This is a genomic window from Pantoea sp. Z09 (assembly GCF_022394795.1).
In the GTDB taxonomy this organism is placed as follows: Bacteria; Pseudomonadota; Gammaproteobacteria; order Enterobacterales; family Enterobacteriaceae; genus Pantoea; species Pantoea latae.
In genome coordinates this window covers 1,360,693-1,378,296 of sequence record NZ_CP092373.1, presented here as the reverse complement: position 1 = coordinate 1,378,296, position 17,604 = coordinate 1,360,693, and the positions used below count along the sequence as shown (strand labels likewise).

Here is a 17,604-nt window from a genome sequence, read left to right as displayed (position 1 = left end):
GAAAACAGCGGCTCGTTTTACGGCAAAAGGCATAAACAGGTTTGATTAAATTGAAAAAAAGTGTGATCGGCTGCGGGCGTGCTCCGCAAAACCGCCAGCCTGTGCTTCTCCTGACAGCGCGCTGTACCCATGCTTAATGATGATGTGCATGGGTTTACTCACTGCGTGACACCGCGCGCGCTTCTGCTCTTTGGCAGCAGGTTGCGCAGATGCACGCAACCTTCGCGGGCGTGGTTGTGACAGGCGACGCAAGCGACTATGCTGTGCGTTGTTTTCTCAGTACAGGATATGCTCGTGCCCGCCTCTGAACGCACTTTTCTGTTTCACGACTACGAAACCTTCGGTAAAAGCCCGTCGCTGGACCGTCCGGCGCAGTTTGCCGCGCTGCGCACCGACAGCGATTTTAACCCGGTCGGCGAGCCGCAGATCGTCTACTGCCGCCCAGCGGATGACTATTTGCCGCAGCCGGAAGCGGTGATGATTACCGGCATTACGCCGCAGGTGGCGCGTGCGCGCGGCGTATCGGAGGCGGAGTTCGCCGCCCGCATCTATGCGCTGTTTACCGAAGAGCAGACCTGCGTGGTGGGCTACAACAATGTGCGCTTCGACGACGAAGTGACACGCAACATCTTCTACCGCAACTTTTACGATCCCTACGGCTGGAGCTGGCAGAACGGCAATTCGCGCTGGGATCTGCTGGATGTGATGCGCGCCTGCTATGCGCTGCGTCCCGACGGCATTGTCTGGCCGGAAAATGAGGATGGCTTTCCCAGCTTTAAGCTCGAACACCTGACCAAAGCCAACGGCGTGGCGCATGAGAACGCCCATGACGCCATGTCCGACGTGCACGCCACGCTGGCTATGGCGAAGCTGGTGAAAGAGAAGCAGCCGAAGCTGTTTGAGTTTCTGTTTACCCATCGCAACAAAAACAAGCTGATGACGCTGATCGACATTCCGCAGATGAAGCCGCTGGTGCACGTCTCCGGCATGTTCGGCGCGGCGCGCGGCAACACCAGTTGGGTCGTGCCGCTGGCGTGGCATCCCGATAACCGCAACGCGCTGATCGTCGCCGACCTGGCGGGCGATATGACGCCGCTGCTGGAGATGGATGCGGATGCGCTGCGCGAGCGTCTCTATACGCGCAAAAGCGATCTGGGCGACGACGAAGCGTCGGTGCCGATCAAGCTGGTGCATATCAACAAGTGCCCGGTGCTGGCGCCCGCCAACACGCTGCGCCCCGAAGACGCGGCACGCCTGGGCATCGATCGAGAAGCCTGCCTGGCGAATCTGGCGCTGCTGCGTCAGCACGCCGAGGTGCGCGAAAAAGTGGTGGCGCTGTTTGCCGACGCGGAGCCTTTCACCGCGTCGGACGATGTCGACGCGCAGCTCTATGACGGTTTCTTCAGCGACGCCGACCGCGCGGGCATGAACATCCTGCGTCAGACCGCGCCCGCGAACCTGCCGGCGATGGATCTCTCTTTCCAGGACGCGCGCGTGGCGAAGCTGCTGTTCCGCTACCGCGCGCGCAACTTCCCCGGCACGCTGGATGACGCCGAGCAGCAGCGCTGGCTGCAGCACCGCCGCGAAGCCCTGAACGCCGAGCGCGTGCAGGCCTTTTTGCTGGAGCTGGAGTCGCTGGCGAGCCTGCATGAAGAGGATGCGGAGAAGATGGCGCAGCTGAAAGCGCTCTATCTCTACGCGCAGGAACTGGTCTCATAATGGAATAACGGCGCCTAAGCGCTTTCCTCGTGGAATGGGAAGGCGCTAACATCCAGACGGGATGTCTGGAAAAGGCCGAAATAAGGAGGTTGCCATGCTGTCAGTTAATATTGAAAAACATATCAAATCGATTTTCGTTATTATTGGGTTTCAGGTCTCCTTATTTTTACTGAAACACTCATCGCTTAAAATCTGCGATGGCGAATCCTCATTGGTTAATAACACTATCTGGTTGCTGACCATTATTGGAGGTTGTTCCGTTTTCTCCGGTATTTATAAGCTGTTGCGCTGGTATTTTGGTGACAACCTCAACGGCACAAAGCCACACAGCGATTAACCACTTTGAATATTTACTCCCCCGACAGGCAGGGGAGTAAAATCATCCGGTTATACCAGCGCCCACACCAGCCAGGTGAGCGCAAAGCCGCTCAGCCCCATAATGGTTGTCAGCACCGTCCAGGTTTTTAGCCCGTCGCCCACCGACAGCCCCAGATAGCGCGTCACCACCCAGAAGCCCGCATCGTTGACGTGCGACAGGCCCAGACCGCCGAAGCAGGCCGCCAGCGTTACCAGCACGCGCTCCATATCGCTGGCACCGCTCACCGCGGAGGTGAGCAGCCCGCTGGTGGTGAGGATCGCCACCGTCGCGGATCCCTGCGAGGCGCGCAGCGCCAGCGACAGAATAAAGGCGGCAGGCACCAGCGGCAGATGCAGCGTCTCCAGGGTGGTCGCCAGCGCTTTGCCGACGCCCGACTCCACCAGCACTTTGCCGAAGGCGCCGCCTGCGCCCGCCACCAGGATCACGCTTGCCGATCCTGGAATGGCGCGGCCGGTCAAATCTTCCAGCTTGTCCTTGCTCCAGCCGCGACGCACGCCCAGTAGCCAGGCGGCCAGCGCCAGCGCAATCAGCAGCGCAATGGGCGGCGTGCCGATTACCGTCATCACTTTACCCGGCAGGCTGTCGGCCGCCAGCAGCGAGTGGGAAATCGTGCCAAGCACAATCAGCAGGATCGGCACCACAATCAGCCCGGCGATAGTCAGCGCCCCCGGCGGCGCCGGCTCATTCTTCTTCTCTACGCCTTCCGGCTTCGCCATCTGCAGCTGTTCCAGCACCTCGACCGACAGATGGTAGTGACGGCGATTCATCGCCTTCGCCATGTAGTAGCCAATAATGCCGACCGGCACCGACACCGCCAGACCGATCATCATCAGCCAGCCCATATCGGTGTGCAGAATGCCCGCCGCCGCTGCCGGACCAGGATGGGTCGGCAGCGCCACGTGCACGGTCAGCATCACGCCCGCCATCGGCAGGCCGAACTTCAGCGGCGAAACGCGCGCCACCTTGGTAAAGCCGTAGATCAGCGGAATAACGATAATAAAACCGACCTCGAAAAACACCGGAATGCCGAGGATAAAGGCGGCCATGGTCAGCGCCGCCACGGTGCGCTTAATGCCGAGGCTCTTGCTGAAGCGCTGCGCCAGCGACTCAGCGCCGCCCGACGCTTCGATAACCGCGCCGAGCATCGCCCCCAGCACGATGATAATGGCGATATGGCCGAGCAGGCTGCCCATCCCGCTCATAATGGTTTCCATGATTTTTTCAGCCGGAATGCCCGTCGCGATAGCGACCAGCAGGCTGACAATCAGCAGTGCGACAAAGGGATGAACTTTGGCTTTGATGACCAGCAGCAGCAGTATGACGATGCTGGCGGTCGCAATGGCTAACAGCAGTGCGGTGGACATGTTTACCTCAGGTATCGTTATCTTTTTAGTCGTAAGGGGTACAGCGCTGCCTGGTGCAGGCTCATCAAGCAAAATGCCGGCGCCCTTGCGCCGGGGTGAGCAAGGTTATGTCACGCTTTTTTCGCCCAGGGCGCGAACCAGCCGAGGCCGTCCAGCGTGTTGCCGCGCGGCATATATTCGCAGCCGATCCAGCCGTCGTAGCCCACCTCGTCCAGCAGGTTAAACAGCCACGGATAGTTGATTTCCCCCTCGTCAGGCTCATGGCGATCCGGCGCGGAGGCGATCTGGATATGACGATAGCGGCCGAGGTTCTCGCGGATCAAAGCGCTGAGATTGCCGTCCACCAGCTGGGCGTGGAACAGATCGAGCTGGGTAAAGACGTTGGGGCGATCGATACGCGCTGCCATCTCCAGCGTCTGATACTGGCTGGCATAGAGATAGCGCGGTTTAGTCACCGGATTGAGCGCCTCCAGCAGCAGGTTGATGCCGTGCGGCGCAAAGCGCTCCGCGGCGTAGTGCATGTTGCGCACAAAGGTCTCGGCGTAGGCTTCGCGGTCTGCGCCGGCGGGCACCGTGGCGGCCATGATATGCACCTGCGGCACCTCAAGCGCCAGCGCATATTCCAGCGCGCGGTCGATGTCGGCGCGCGCCTCTGCTTCGCGTCCGGGGATCGCCGAGACGCCCCACTCGCCCGCCGCCACGTTGCCCGGCGCGGTGTTGAACAGCACCAGCTTCAGGTTGTTCTCATCCAGCAGCTGCTTCAGCTGCGCCGCCGGATAGTCATAGGGAAAAAGAAACTCCACCGCCTCGAAACCGGCCTGCGCCGCCGCCGCGAAGCGCTCGGTAAAAGGCACTTCGTTGAACTGGGTCGAGAGATTTGCAGCAAACTTCGGCATTATCGGCTCCTTAATTCTGCAACTTCGCCTGCGCTGAGATAGCGAATGGCGCGATCGCCCAGGGTAAACATCAGGCGCGCGGTCTCTTCCAGCTCTTCGGTGTTGTCGGCGGCTTCGCGCAGGGATTTGCCGATCACCACCGGACCGTGGTTCGCCAGCAGAAACGCGCGATACTGGCCCGCCAGCTGCGACAGATCGTCCGCCAGCCGCGTGTCGCCGGGCTTGTAGTAGGGCACCACCGGCACGTCGCCGACGCGCATGACCACGTAGGGGGTAAACGGGCGAATACAGTTTTGCGTGTCCAGCCCCTCCAGGCAGGAGAGCGCGGTCAGGTAGTGGCTGTGCAGGTGCACCACCGCTTTGCACTCGCTGTCGCCCACATAGAGCGCGCGATGGAAGGCGATCTCTTTTGAGGGCTTATCGCCAGAGAGCCACTCCCCTTCCAGCGTCACTTTCGACAGGCGATCGGCCTGCAGCTCGCCGAGGCAGGAGCCGGTCGGCGTCGCCAGCAGCGTGCCGTCTTCCAGCAGCAGAGAGAGATTGCCGGCGGAGCCGGTGGCGTAGCCGCGGGCGAAAAAAGAGGCGCCCAGTTTAACCATCTCTTCGCGGGCCTGTTGTTCAGTCATAAGCAAACTCCGTTTGTGCGCGGCGGAAAAAGTGTTCATCGCCGAAATTGCCGGACTTCAGCGCCAGCGACAGCGGCTGATGGATATCGCGTACCCAGGGCACGCCTGGCGAAATGGTCGGCCCAATGTGAAACGCCGTTACGCCGAGGCTCTGCGCCACCACGCCGGAGGTTTCGCCGCCCGCCACGATAAAGCGCTGCCAGCCGCGCGCCTTGAGTTCGCGCGTGACGGCGGCAAACAGCTGCTCTACCGCCTCGCTGCTGCGCTGCGCGCCATAGTCGCGCTGAATCGCCTGCAGCTGCTGCGCGTCGGCAGTGGCGTAGAGCAGCGGCGCCAGCGGCTGGTCGCTGTGGTCGGCCACCCAGTCGCAGAGTTCGCGGGCGTAGGCGTCAGGATTGTCCAGGCAGCGCGTCACCTCGACCTCATGCGACGGCGCCTGCTGGCGATAGGTGCTGACCTGAAGGTTGGTCATCTGCGAGCAGGAGCCGGAGATCACCACGGCGCGCGCCCCCTGCGGACGGCCTGCATTTTCCGCGTCGGCGCGGTCGCTGCCGGCGGCGGCCCACTGGCGCGCCAGTCCGATAGCCAGGCCCGAGCCGCCGGTCACCAGGCGCATCTCGCGCAGCGCTTCCCCCTGCGTCAGCAGGTGCTGCTCATGCAGCGTATCCAGCACCACGTAGTTGACGCCCTGCTCTTTAAGCTGGCTCAGCCTGTCGCGCACCGCCTGCGCGCCCTGGTCGAGCAGCGGCGCGGCGATCAGCCCCGCTTTGCCGCCTGCCTGACGTTCCATCAGGCGCAGCAGGTTGCTGTCGGTCATCGGCGTCACCGGATGGTGGCGCATGCCGGAATCGCTCAGCAGCTGCTCGCCGACAAACAGATGGCCCAGATAGACGGTGCGGCCGTTCACCGGCAGCGCCGGCGAGATCACCGTCTGGGTTTCTCCCAGCGCCGCCAGCAGCGCGTCGGTCACCGGGCCAATATTGCCCTGTTCGGTGCTGTCGAAGGTCGAGCAGTATTTAAAGTAGAAGCGATCGCAGCCCTGTTCCTGCAGCCAGCGCAGCGCGTCCAGCGACTGGGCGACCGCCTGTTGCGCCGGGCAGGAGCGCGACTTCAGGCTGATGACGATCGCCTGGGCGGTCAGCGCGTCATGCTGCGACGGCACGCCGTTGAACTGAATGGTGGAGAGGCCGTTTTGCACCAGAAAGCTGGCGATATCGGTGGCGCCGGTAAAGTCGTCGGCGATGATGCCTAAGCGCGTCATGCTCACTCCTTTGCCTGCGGCAGCTGGATGCCGCTGAAAATTTTGATCACCGCGCTGTCATCTTCGCGGCCGTAACCGGCGTTGCTCGCTTCGGTAAACATATTGAGTGCGGTAGAGGCGAGCGGCAGCGGGAAGTGCAGCGATTTCGCGGTGTCCGCCACCAGGTTGAGGTCTTTAACGAAGATATCCACCGCGGATTTCGGGCTGTAGTCGCCGTCTACCACGTGACGCATGCGGTTCTCGAACATCCAGGAGTTGCCCGCCGCGTTGGTCACCACGTCATACATGGTTTCCAGCGGAATGCCGGCGCGCGCCGCCAGCGCCATCGCTTCCGCGCCGACGGCAATATGCACGCCCGCCAGCAGCTGGTGAACGATTTTTACCGTGGAGCCGAGGCCGATCTCGCTGCCGACGCGGTAGACTTTCGCCGCTACCGCATCCAGCACCGGCTGCAGGCGGTCGAACACCGCGTCGCTGCCGGAGGCCATCACCGTCATCTCGCCGGTGGCCGCCTTCGCCGCACCGCCGGAGACCGGGGCGTCGAGCATCAGCAGCTGATGCTGCGCCAGCTGCTGTTCAATCTGCTGCGCGTCCTGCGCGGAGATAGTCGACGACACCATCACGATGGTGCCGGGCTTCAGCTTCGCCGCCAGCCCCTTGTCGCCAAACAGAATGGCGTTGACCTGCGCGGCGTTCACCACCAGCAGCAGCACGGCGTCCAGCTCGGCGGCAAAGCTGTCGGCCGACGTTTGCGCGTCACGCGCGCCGGCCTGACGCAGCGTCTCCAGCGCGGCAGGATTAAGATCCACGCCCCAGGTGTTCAGCCCGGCGCGAATACAGGAGGTCGCCGCGCCCATCCCCATTGACCCTAACCCGATAACACAGACATTTGAGAGTGGCACTGTGAGCCTCCGCTGTTAATTTAAGTGATTATTTGTTGGATGTTGTTAATTCTGGCAGGAACGCTGGCGGATAAATGTGCTGCTCATCACACATTTTCACTAAGCAGACTAATATGGAACATTTCTTCACAATCAGTCTATCTGCATGATATTGTGCAACTTTAGACGATAACCTCGCGATTATTCCGGCAAAATTATTCATTCGCCTGCACAGGTAAATGCTTTACACTGTGAAAAATTGATAAGCATGGAGAGCAAAGATGATCCCTGTTGAACGCCACCAGCAGATCCTGGCGCTGGTCGCCGAACGCGGCGTGGTCAGCATTGCCGAACTGACCGAGCGGCTTGACGTGTCGCATATGACTATTCGCCGCGACGTGCAGAAGCTGGAAGAGCAAGGCGCGGTGCTGTCGGTTTCCGGCGGCGTGCGCTCGGCCGATCGCCTGGCGGCGGAGCCTTCCCATCAGACCAAGACCACGCTCTATAACGCCGAGAAGAACGCCATCGGCCGCTGTGCCGCCCAGCATATTCCGCGTAACAGCTGCATCTATCTGGATGCGGGCACCACCACGCTGGCGCTGGCGCGCGAGCTGCTGGATCGCGACGACCTGCTGGTGGTGACCAACGACTTTATGGTCACCAATCTGCTGATGGAGGCGAGCAACTGCCGGGTGATCCATACCGGCGGCACGGTGTGCCGCGACAACCGCTCCTGCGTGGGGGAGAGCGCGGCGCGCAGCCTGCGCCAGCTGGCAATCGACATCGCCTTTATTTCTGCCTCCTGCTGGGGGCCGCGCGGGCTCTATACGCCCGACGAAGATAAGGTAACGGTGAAGCAGACGGTGCGCGACGTCAGCAGCAAGCGCGTGCTGCTGAGCGACAGCTCAAAGTACAACAAAATCGCCACCTTTCTGGCGCTGCCGCTCAGCGACTTTGACACCCTTATCACCGACAGCCAGCTCAGCGCGGCGGCGCGCAGCGTGCTGCGCGAGGGCAGCTGGGAGCTGCTGCTGGCGGAGTAGCGGCGCGTGAAAGACTTCGCGCCGTAATAAAACTGTCATCCTGCGGAGTTACCGTCAAAGCCGGCAAGGTAATTCTCTGAATAACAGGATAAAAACATGACATTACGTTTTACGCTTATTGCCGCCTCGCTGCTGCTGGCGCAGCAGGCGCAGGCAACCACGCTGCCAGAGGCGGCGGCGCTGGCGCGCATGACCACGCCGGAATCAGGCGGCCAGACTTTCGATGCGCTGGAGCAGCAGATCCTGCAGGCGGAACGTCAGGCGCTGCAGAACGGCGCGCCGACGCTGACGCGCAGCGCGCTGGAAAAGGCCAAGCAGTCGCCGCTGCAGGCGGACAGCGCCTGGCTCAGGGCGAGCGGCTATGACTTTCAGGTGAAAGCCAACCAGCAGGCGGGCATTGGCCTGCTCTCCAGCTTTAGCGCGCTGCCGGAGGCGACGCTGAACGCCAACCGCGCCACCGTGGCGCAGATTAACCTCAACGCCTCTCAGGGCGCGCGCCAGCAGGCGCTGGCCGACGCGGAGGGCATCAGCTATCTCTACTTCACCGCCGACGCGCTCGGCCCGCGTCTCGGCAAGGCGTTTCTGGCCGCCTACGATAAAGGCGAGCTAAGTAAGGCGGCCGCGCTGATCAAAGCGACGGAAATCAGCACCAGCGCGGCGAAAAAAGCGTTTAACTATCCGCGTCCCTTCCTGGCGACGGGCAACAGCATTCATCTGGTGCCGGACAACGTGGTGATCAACGATGGCAAGCCCTACACCGCCGACGGCGGCTCCTTCCCCAGCGGCCATACCAATACCGGCGTCACTGATTCGCTGCTGCTGGCGGAGATGATCCCGGAACGGTTTCAGGCGCTGGTGGCGCGCGGCGCGCGCTATGGCTACTCGCGCATCGTGCTCGGCGTGCACTATCCGCTCGACGTGATGGGGTCGCGTATGGTGGCCGAGCGCAACGTGGCGCACTACCTTAACGATCCCGCTTACCGCAGGCTGTTCAGCGAGGCGCGCGACCAGCTGCGCAGCGCGCTGGAGAAAGAGTGCGGCGTCGCGCTGGCGACCTGTGCGCAGACGGTTAAGGGCGAGGATAATTATCAGGATGCGGCGATGCAGCGCTTCTATCGCTTCACCATGACCTACAACCTGCCGCGGCTGAGCACGCAGCCGCGCGCTGTCAGCGTGCCGCCGGGCGCGGAGGTGCTGCTGGAAACGGCGCTGCCGCAGCTCTCCTCAGCGCAGCGTCGCGCGCTGATGGCGAAAACCGCGCTGCCGGCGGGCTATCCGCTGTCGGGCACCACGCCGGAGCAGCAGTTCTGGCAGCGTCTCGATCTCAGCGCCGCCTTTGCGCAGGCGAAGCATCAGGGATAAAAAAAGGGTGAGGCTTGCGCCTCACCCTTTTTGCTTTGTCAGCAAATTACACTTCTTCGCTGTACTGCGGCACCGGATTACGGAAGCTGCGGGTGACAAACGCGAGGTAAACAATCCCCACGGCGGCCCAAATCAGGCCCAGCACCATCGAACTCTCTTCCAGGTTAATCCACAGCGCGCCCACCGTCAGGGCGCCGAGCACCGGCAGCACCAGATAGTTGATATGGTCACGCAGCGTGCGGTTACGCTTCTCGCGGATCCAGAACTGCGCGATCACCGACAGGTTAACGAAGGTAAACGCCACCAGCGCGCCAAAGTTAACCAGCGCCGTCGCGGTCACCAGGTCGAAGCGGATCGCCATCAGCGCCACGGCGCCAACCAGCAGCACGTTCAGCGACGGGGTGCGCCACTTCGGATGGATATAGCCGAAGAAACGCTCCGGGAAGACGCCGTCGCGGCCCATCACGTACATCAGACGCGACACGCCCGCGTGCGCCGCCATACCTGACGCCAGCACGGTCACCACCGAGAAGATCAGGATGCCGAACTGCAGCACATGGCCCGCCACGTACAGCATAATCTCCGGCTGCGACGAATCCGGATCCTTAAAGCGCGAGATATCCGGGAAGTAGAGCTGCAGGAAGTAAGAGGCGACGATAAAGATCAGACCGCCGATCAGCGCGGTAAGGAAAATCGCGCGCGGAATGGTGCGTTCTGCGTCTTTAGTCTCTTCCGACAGCGAACTAATGCCGTCAAAGCCGAGGAACGAGAAACAGAGGATCGTCGCGCCGGTGATCATCGGCACCACATGGGCGTCAGCGGACCAGAACGGCTGCGAGCTGGTGAGCGTGCCCGCGCCTTCGCCGTGCGCCACGCCGTAAATCACCATGCCGGTGATACCGATCATCACCACAACCTGCAGCACCACGATAACGCTGTTGAAGTTCGCCACGGTTTTAATGCCGCGCAGGTTGGACATCGTCATAAACGCCACCAGCAGCACCACGAAAATCCACGACGGAATACCAGGCACCAGCGCTTCAAAATAGTTTTTCGCCAGCAGAATGTTGATCATCGGCATGAACAGGTAGTCCAGCAGTGATGACCAGCCGACCATAAAGCCGACGTGCGGACTGATCGCCTTTTGCGCGTAGGTATAAGCGGAGCCCGCAGATGGGAAGCGGCGTACCAGCTTACCGTAGCTTATGGCGGTAAACAGAATCGCAATCAGCGCGAAGGCGTAGGCGGTGGCGACGTGACCGCTGGTCAGGCCCGACACGATACCAAAGGTATCAAACAGGGTCATCGGCTGCATGTAGGCGAGGCCAATCATGACGACCGGAAGCAGGGTCAGAGATTTTTTCAGGTGCGCACGCTGCGGTGCTGAGGTATCAAGCGACATGGTTCAGACCTCCCTGCGCTGCAACCTGACTGAATTGCATCACGGGAGTGAGAGAGGTGGCGTTAAACGCAAGCGCGGCGCCGTAGTCGTCACGGAAACGAGAGCCAGCGCGGGCCGGCTGAATGAATAACATCCCCATCTTTGTATCCTCAGTTCTTACGCTTACGCGTTTTTTAACGTGTATCTATCCGGGCGCGCCCGGCCTCATGCGAATCGGTTAAGTACATGCAAAAAAAATAACCGAGGCTCTGATAAGCATCGGTTATATTCATATTTTTGCAGGCCGCGTATTCTGCCCCAAAATGCGGCAAAAATACAAGACCCGCTGCTCAGTATAGCGACTTTTTTCTCAGGCGTTTTTCAGCATCCAGTCGATCTCCGTGGCGGTGACCAGCCGTTCAAACTGCATCATCTCGTGGCGCTTACAGCTGTGCCACACCGCGCCGAAACGCTCGCCCAGCAGTTTTTGCAGCGGGTAGCTGCTTTCGAACTCCAGCAGCGCCTCGCTCTGACGCACCGGCAGCGGAATGCCCTCCGCCTCGTGGCCGTTGCCCTGCACCGGCTGCGGCAGCGGCAGCGCGTTATCCAGCCCGTGCAGAATGCCCGCCAGAATCGCCGACATCACCAGATAGGGGTTGGCGTCCGCGCCCGCGACGCGATACTCGACGCGGTGGTTATCGCTGTCGCCGCAGGGAATGCGCAGCGCCACGGTGCGGTTGTTGTGCCCCCAGGAGGCCTGCAGCGGCACATAGGCCTCCGGCACAAAACGGCGATAGGCGTTGACGTTGGGCGCCAGCAGCGCCATCGACGCCGGCATCAGGTCGAGCATGCCCGCCAGCGCGCGCTTCAGCAGCGGCGAGTCGCTGCCGTCGTCTGCGGCGAAGGCGTTATGATCGGCGGCATCCAGCATGCTGATATGCACGTGCATGCCGCTGCCCGCGTACTCCTCATAGGGTTTAGCCATAAAGGTGGCGGTCATGCCGTGATTCTCCGCCACCTGACGGATCAGCCTTTTCAGCTGCACGGCGTGGTCGCAGGCGCTCAGCACGTCGCGGGTGTGGTGCAGGTTAATCTCGAACTGGCCGGGCGAGGCTTCCGCCAGCGCGCCGTCGGCGGGAATATTCTGCTGACGCGCCAGCGCGTCGATATCGCGCAGCACCGCGCCGAAATGATCGAGGTTGTCCACCGAGTAGACCTGACTCTGCATATTGCGCTCGCTGCTGCCCGGCGCGCACGGCGGCTGAATAAAGCCTTCGGCGTCGCGGGCCTTGTCCACCAGATAGAACTCCAGCTCTACCGCTACCACCGGAAACAGCCCTCGATTACGCAGCTGCTGCCACAGCCGGTTCAGGACATTTCGGGGTTCAACGTCAAAGGGAGTGCCATCTTGGTTGCACATGGTCAGCAGCAGTTGCGCGATGCGCGCGGGATCGGAAGCAGAGGGAACTAAGGAGCCGGGAACGGGCATACAGAGGTTGTCAGGTTCGCCGAGAGATTGTCCGAGTCCGGCCTCTTCGACGGTGTTGCCGAGAATATCCATAGCGAAAACCGAGGCGGGGAAATAACACCCTTTTTCCAGCTTCGCCAGCGCGGCGACCGGGATACGCTTACCGCGAAAAACACCATTTAAATCATTAAGTAAAATATCGACATACTGCGTTTCAGGATGGCGTTCCAGCCAGTTTTTCACTTCAAGCTGGAACGCGCTGGTTCGTCTCTCTTCACTGTGACGCGTGAAGTCTTCTACTTCCACGAGGTTCGTCATATCCCACCCGCCTTCTACCGTTAGTTGGTTTGCGCAATGCTCAAAATAACAGCCACTCCTCTAACATAGCGCCAACAGAAAAAGTGTGCAAATGTAACAAATCTGTTTGAGAAACAAACAGCGCATTGCTAGATTGAAAAAATATTGCACAGTTTTCCCCGTTACGGGCCCGATCGGTGAATTTTTTGAACAGCGAGTCGAGGAGTGAGATGGGCATTATTTTTAACAAGCCGTTGATCGGCGTCACGATGTGCCAGATCGACCATCATGGCCATCTCACCCAGTCGGTGCATAACAAATATCTGACGGCCATCGCCCAGGCGGGCGGCGTGCCTCTTGCCCTGCCGCAGCAGCTCTGCGCCGCGCCGCAGCTGCTGGAGCAGGCGCTGGCGGCGCTCGACGGCGTATTGCTGACCGGCAGCCCGAGCAATATCGAACCCTGGCATTACGGCGAAGCGGGCAGCGAGGCGCACGCCGATCCCGGTCGCGACCGGCTCGCCTTCGCCATCATTACCTGGGCCACCAGCCGCAACATGCCGCTGTTTGGCATCTGTCGCGGCATGCAGGAGCTGGTGGTGGCGAACGGCGGCGCGCTGTGGCGCGATCTTGACCAGCTTAAGCGCGGCCTGCCGCATCATCCAGAGGCGACGCAGCCGTTGAACCAGCAGTACGCGCCGGCGCATGACGTCTTTCCTGAGGCGGACGGCCTGCTGGCCTCGCTGCTGGGCGGCGACGCTACCCTGGCAGTTAATTCGCTGCACCATCAGGGCATCCGCGAGCCGGGGCCACAGCTGCGCATCGAGGCGCGCGCGCCGGACGGCCTGATCGAAGCGGTCAGCCTGCGCCACCATCCGTTCGCCCTCGCGGTGCAGTGGCACCCTGAATGGCAGACTGAACATAACGACGCCTCGCGCGCGCTTTTCGCGGGGTTTATCCACGCCGCCCAGCACTATCACAAGGAAAAAACACCATGAACGATGCCGCTCTGGCGCCCGGACGACGCTTATCGCAGATCCGGCAAGAGTTGGGATTGTCTCAGCGCCGCGCCGCTGAACTGTCAGGTTTGACCCACAGCGCCATCAGCACTATCGAACAGGACAAGGTGAGTCCGGCGGTGAGCACGCTGCAGAAGCTGTTAAAGGTGTACGGGCTGTCGCTGTCGGAGTTTTTCTCCGAGCCGAAACACCACGACGCGCCGAAGGTGATCGTCAAACAGCAGGATCTGGTGGAGATCGGCAGCCAGGGCGTGTCGCTGAAGCTGGTGGACAACGGGCAGGCGCAGCGCTCGCTCGGCATGCTGCTGGAGACCTATCAGCCCGGCGCCAGCACCGGCGAAAAGCTGCGTCATCCGGGCGAAGAGACCGGCACGCTGCTGGAAGGCGAGATCACCCTGGTGGTCAACGGCCAGAGCTATCACCTTTACGCGGGCGAAAGTTATGTGATCGATACCGGGCTGCCGCACAGCTTTAGCAATCTTTCCGCGCAGCCGTGCCGCATCGTCAGCGCCCATACGCCCGCCAATTTCTGACGCATCTGTATGCAGGAGGTTGTGATGAAACACGTTGAAAGCTACTACGCGGCGACCGCCAACGACCATGCGCCCTGGCCGACGCTGCAGGAGAGCATCCAGTGCGACGTCTGCATTATCGGCGCCGGTTTTACCGGCCTCTCCGCCGCGCTCTACCTCACCGAAGCGGGCTATGACGTGGTGGTGCTGGAGGCGGCGCGCGTCGGCTTCGGCGCCAGCGGCCGCAACGGCGGTCAGGTGGTCAACTCCTACAGCCGCGACGTGGACGTGATTGAACAGCGCTACGGCAAAGAGAGCGCGCGCATGCTCGGCAGCATGATGTTCGAGGGCGCCGATATTATTCGCGACCGCATCGACCGCTACGCCATCGCCTGCGACTATCGGCCCGGCAATATTTTCGCCGCGCTCAACCCGCGCCAGATGAATCACCTGCGCCGCCAGCAGCGGCTGTGGGAAAAGTATGGTAATCAGGAACTGGAGCTGCTGGACGAGCGCGGCATCCGGCGCGAGATCGCCACGGATCGCTACGTCGGCGGCCTGCTGGACCGGCGCGGCGGCCATCTGCATCCGCTTAATCTGGCGCTGGGAGAAGCCGAGGCGATTCGCCGCCACGGCGGGCGCATCTATGAACGCTCCGCCGCGACGGCGCTGACCTACGGCGCGCCGAATCGGGTGAAAACCGCCCACGGCGAGGTGAGCGCCACCTTTGTGATTTTCGCCGGCAACGCCTACCTGCCCTCGCAGCTGGAGCCGCGCCTGGCGCGCAACAGCATGGCGTGCGGGTCGCAGATCCTCACCAGCGAGCCGCTGAGTTGCGATCAGGCGCTGGCGCTGCTGCCGAACAATCACGCCGTCGAGGACTGCAACTATCTGCTGGACTACTTCCGGCTCACGGCGGACAACCGGCTGCTCTACGGCGGCGGCGTGGTCTACGGCGCGCGCGATCCCGGCGACATCGAGGCATTGATCCGCCCTAAACTGCTGCGCACCTTCCCGCAGCTGCGCGATCTCGCCTTTAGCTACCGCTGGAGCGGCAACTTCCTGCTGACGCTGTCACGGCTGCCGCAGTTCGGCCGGCTGGAGCATAACGTCTACTTTATGCAGGGCGACAGCGGCCACGGCGTCACCTGCACCCATCTGGCCGGCAAGCTGATCTGCGAAGCGCTGCGCGGCGATGCAGAACGCTTCGATGCCTTTGCGAAGCTGCCGCATCTGCCCTTCCCCGGCGGACGGCGCTTCAAGGTGCCGCTCACCGCGATGGGTGCCGCCTGGTATGCGCTGCGCGACCGGCTCGGCGTGTAGCCCTTACTCCAGCGGCATCTTCGCCGGATCGTCGTAGCGGTATTCGAATCCCAGCTCGCTGCAGATGCGCGAGCCGTCTATCAGCTTGCCGCGCTTGCCCGCTTCATCGGGTAGAAACGTCGGCGGCGTCAGGCCGAGCTGGCGCGAAACGGCGGGATAGAAGGCGTCACGCGACGGATGCTGCTGCGCGCACAGGTTGTAGATGCGGCCGCCTTTTGGCGTTTGCAGCAGCAGCGTGATGGCGCTGACCACATCATCCAGATGCACCAGATTGACGCCGTGCGCGCCGTGACTCAGGCCGGTTTTTCCCGCCAGGAAGCGGCCGGGATGACGGCTCGGCCCCACCAGCCCCGCCAGGCGCAAAATATCCACCTGGGTGCCCGGCAGATCGTGCAGCCAGCTCTCAAGTTCCGCCAGCGTCTTGCCCGCCACGGTTTCCGGCTGCAGCGCGCTGTTCTCTTTCATCACGCCGTTGCCGCTGCCGTAGACCGAGGTGGAGCTGGTGAAAATAATGCGCGGCACCTGCTGCGCCAGCGCGCTGTCCACCACGTTCTGCACCGCCTGCATATAGCTTGCGCCGCCCTCCGCCGTGCGGCTGGCGGGCAGAGTCACCACCAGCGCGTCGACATTCAGCAGCAGCTCGAGATCCCCGGCGTCGCACTCAATTTCCGGCGTCAGCCGCAGCTGGACGGCGTCGATGCCGCAGCGGCGCGCCGCCTCGACGCCGTCCAGCGTGGTTTTGCTGCCGGTGACCTGCCAGCCGCGCGCGGTTAACGCCAGCGCCAGCGGCATGCCGAGCCATCCCAGACCGATAATGGCAACCTTTTTCATCTTCTCTCCTGCGCTTGCTTCACTGCCGTTCATCTTAGTGCGCCGCGCGGCCGAACCGCAAAGGTTAAAAAAGGGTTGCGCATCGGCGTTATCTTCGCTAGGTTAATCAGCACGCAAATGAATACCCATTCAGCAACGGAATTTACTATGACACGCGTTCAGTTCAACCATCATCATCACCATCACCCTGACTAGTCTTTCAGGCGATGTGTGCTGGGAGACATTCAGATCTTCCAGTGGTGCGAACGCAAAGAGAACCCCCGGAAGATCGTCTTCCGGGGGTTTTTTTATGGGCTGGCGCACCACTTTTTTTCAGACAGGAATGAAAACAGAGGACGGGAATGATGTTAGATAACAAACGAATTCGCATAGCTATGCAGAAATCTGGCCGTTTAAGCGATGACTCACGCGAGCTGCTGGCGCGCTGCGGCATTAAAATCAACCTGCAGCAGCAGCGCCTGATCGCCTTCGCAGAAAACATGCCGATCGATATTCTGCGCGTGCGCGATGACGATATTCCCGGCCTGGTGATGGATGGCGTGGTCGATCTCGGCATTATTGGCGAGAACGTGCTGGAAGAGGAGCTGCTGACGCGTCGCGCCCAGGGCGAAGATCCGCGCTACTTCACCCTGCGTCGCCTGGACTTCGGCGGCTGCCGCCTGTCACTGGCGATGCCGGTGGATGAAGCGTACAGCGGCCCGCAGTGCCTGAATAACGCCCGCATCGCCACCTCCTATCCTCACCTGCTGAAACAGTACCTCGACAAAAAAGGCCTTAACTTCAAACCCTGCATGCTGAACGGCTCGGTGGAAGTGGCGCCGCGCGCCGGCCTGGCGGACGCGATTTGCGACCTGGTCTCCACCGGCGCCACGCTGGAAGCCAATGGCCTGCGCGAAGTGGAAGTGATCTACCGTTCTAAAGCGGTGCTGATCCAGCGCGATGGCGAGATGGCAGCGGAGAAGCAGGAGCTGATCGACAAGCTGATGACCCGCATTCAGGGCGTTATCAAAGCGCGCGAATCGAAATACATCATGATGCACGCGCCGAGCGAGCGTCTGGAAGAGGTGATCCAGCTGCTGCCGGGCGCCGAGCGTCCGACCGTGCTACCGCTGGCGGGCGATCAGAGCCGCGTGGCGATGCACATGGTGAGCAGCGAAACCCTGTTCTGGGAAACCATGGAAAAACTGAAAGCGCTGGGCGCCAGCTCGATTCTGGTGCTGCCGATTGAAAAGATGATGGAGTAAA

Annotated in this window: 17 protein-coding genes and 1 other annotated feature; of the genes, 9 read left to right on the top strand and 8 right to left on the bottom strand. The window is 61.7% G+C overall.

Annotated elements, in window-relative coordinates; translation table 11 throughout:
- The first annotated feature begins 294 nt into the window (after positions 1-294).
- On the top strand, positions 295-1,719 hold the full coding sequence (gene sbcB / locus MC269_RS06530; RefSeq protein ID WP_371824360.1) for an exodeoxyribonuclease I: 1,425 nt from the start codon (positions 295-297) through the stop codon (positions 1,717-1,719).
- Between the two features lie 94 nt (positions 1,720-1,813).
- Positions 1,814-2,056: a hypothetical protein gene (locus MC269_RS06525; RefSeq protein ID WP_239954514.1), complete on the top strand. Its 243-nt coding sequence runs from the start codon at positions 1,814-1,816 to the stop codon at positions 2,054-2,056.
- A gap of 50 nt (positions 2,057-2,106) precedes the next feature.
- On the opposite strand, the gene MC269_RS06520 is transcribed toward MC269_RS06525, so the two are convergent.
- The 5 genes from MC269_RS06520 to ltnD form a co-directional block, all read right to left on the bottom strand.
- Positions 2,107-3,462 (bottom strand): GntP family transporter, encoded by a 1,356-nt coding sequence (locus MC269_RS06520; RefSeq protein WP_239954513.1) that lies wholly within the window; start codon positions 3,460-3,462, stop codon positions 2,107-2,109.
- 110 nt (positions 3,463-3,572) lie between these two features.
- Positions 3,573-4,358, bottom strand: a complete 786-nt coding sequence (locus MC269_RS06515) for an HPr family phosphocarrier protein (RefSeq protein ID WP_081139914.1) — start codon at positions 4,356-4,358, stop codon at positions 3,573-3,575.
- Entirely contained in the window at positions 4,358-4,984 is a 627-nt protein-coding gene (locus MC269_RS06510; protein ID WP_239954512.1) for an aldolase, read from the bottom strand. Before MC269_RS06510 ends, MC269_RS06515 begins: the two co-directional genes overlap by 1 nt.
- The gene (otnK, locus tag MC269_RS06505) at positions 4,977-6,245 is read right to left on the bottom strand and encodes a 3-oxo-tetronate kinase (RefSeq protein ID WP_239954511.1); all 1,269 of its coding nucleotides are present in this window, start codon (positions 6,243-6,245) and stop codon (positions 4,977-4,979) included. Before otnK ends, MC269_RS06510 begins: the two co-directional genes overlap by 8 nt.
- Positions 6,246-6,247: 2 nt before the next feature.
- Positions 6,248-7,147 (bottom strand): L-threonate dehydrogenase, encoded by a 900-nt coding sequence (ltnD, locus tag MC269_RS06500; protein WP_239954510.1) that lies wholly within the window; start codon positions 7,145-7,147, stop codon positions 6,248-6,250.
- Between the two features lie 260 nt (positions 7,148-7,407).
- On the opposite strand from ltnD, the gene ygbI reads away from it, so the two are divergent.
- Both ygbI and MC269_RS06490 read left to right on the top strand, forming a co-directional pair.
- The gene (gene ygbI, locus MC269_RS06495; RefSeq protein WP_239954509.1) at positions 7,408-8,169 is read left to right on the top strand and encodes a DNA-binding transcriptional repressor YgbI; all 762 of its coding nucleotides are present in this window, start codon (positions 7,408-7,410) and stop codon (positions 8,167-8,169) included.
- 96 nt (positions 8,170-8,265) lie between these two features.
- Positions 8,266-9,531, top strand: coding sequence for a phosphatase PAP2 family protein (locus tag MC269_RS06490; RefSeq protein WP_239954508.1), 1,266 nt, complete (start codon positions 8,266-8,268; stop codon positions 9,529-9,531).
- 46 nt (positions 9,532-9,577) lie between these two features.
- Here the strand turns inward: MC269_RS06490 and MC269_RS06485 are convergent, their stop codons facing one another.
- Complete coding sequence (locus tag MC269_RS06485; protein WP_239954507.1) at positions 9,578-10,933, bottom strand: APC family permease; 1,356 nt, start codon at positions 10,931-10,933, stop codon at positions 9,578-9,580.
- A gap of 349 nt (positions 10,934-11,282) precedes the next feature.
- Positions 11,283-12,698 carry a glutamine synthetase family protein gene (locus tag MC269_RS06480; protein ID WP_239954506.1) on the bottom strand — a complete coding sequence of 472 codons (1,416 nt, stop codon included), beginning with the start codon at positions 12,696-12,698 and terminating at the stop codon, positions 11,283-11,285.
- Between the two features lie 209 nt (positions 12,699-12,907).
- Between MC269_RS06480 and puuD the strand changes: the two genes are divergently transcribed.
- From puuD to MC269_RS06465, 3 genes are read left to right on the top strand one after another with little or no spacing between them, the layout of a single operon-like run.
- The gene (gene puuD, locus MC269_RS06475) at positions 12,908-13,672 is read left to right on the top strand and encodes a gamma-glutamyl-gamma-aminobutyrate hydrolase (protein WP_239954505.1); all 765 of its coding nucleotides are present in this window, start codon (positions 12,908-12,910) and stop codon (positions 13,670-13,672) included.
- A complete protein-coding gene (gene puuR, locus MC269_RS06470) occupies positions 13,669-14,226 on the top strand; it encodes an HTH-type transcriptional regulator PuuR (protein ID WP_081139895.1) in 558 nt (185 codons plus the stop codon). Before puuD ends, puuR begins: the two co-directional genes overlap by 4 nt.
- Positions 14,227-14,250: 24 nt before the next feature.
- Entirely contained in the window at positions 14,251-15,528 is a 1,278-nt protein-coding gene (locus MC269_RS06465) for an FAD-binding oxidoreductase (protein ID WP_305802681.1), read from the top strand.
- Positions 15,529-15,531: 3 nt separating this feature from the next.
- Here the strand turns inward: MC269_RS06465 and MC269_RS06460 are convergent, their stop codons facing one another.
- Positions 15,532-16,359, bottom strand: a complete 828-nt coding sequence (locus MC269_RS06460; RefSeq protein WP_239954503.1) for an SDR family oxidoreductase — start codon at positions 16,357-16,359, stop codon at positions 15,532-15,534.
- Positions 16,360-16,506: 147 nt separating this feature from the next.
- On the opposite strand from MC269_RS06460, the gene hisL reads away from it, so the two are divergent.
- Positions 16,507-16,554 (top strand): his operon leader peptide, encoded by a 48-nt coding sequence (gene hisL, locus MC269_RS06455; RefSeq protein ID WP_100396937.1) that lies wholly within the window; start codon positions 16,507-16,509, stop codon positions 16,552-16,554.
- Positions 16,530-16,650 (top strand) — a sequence feature (His leader region). (Overlaps the previous gene by 25 nt.)
- A 53-nt stretch (positions 16,651-16,703) precedes the next feature.
- A complete protein-coding gene (hisG, locus tag MC269_RS06450; RefSeq protein ID WP_081140126.1) occupies positions 16,704-17,603 on the top strand; it encodes an ATP phosphoribosyltransferase in 900 nt (299 codons plus the stop codon).
- Position 17,604 lies beyond the last annotated feature (1 nt).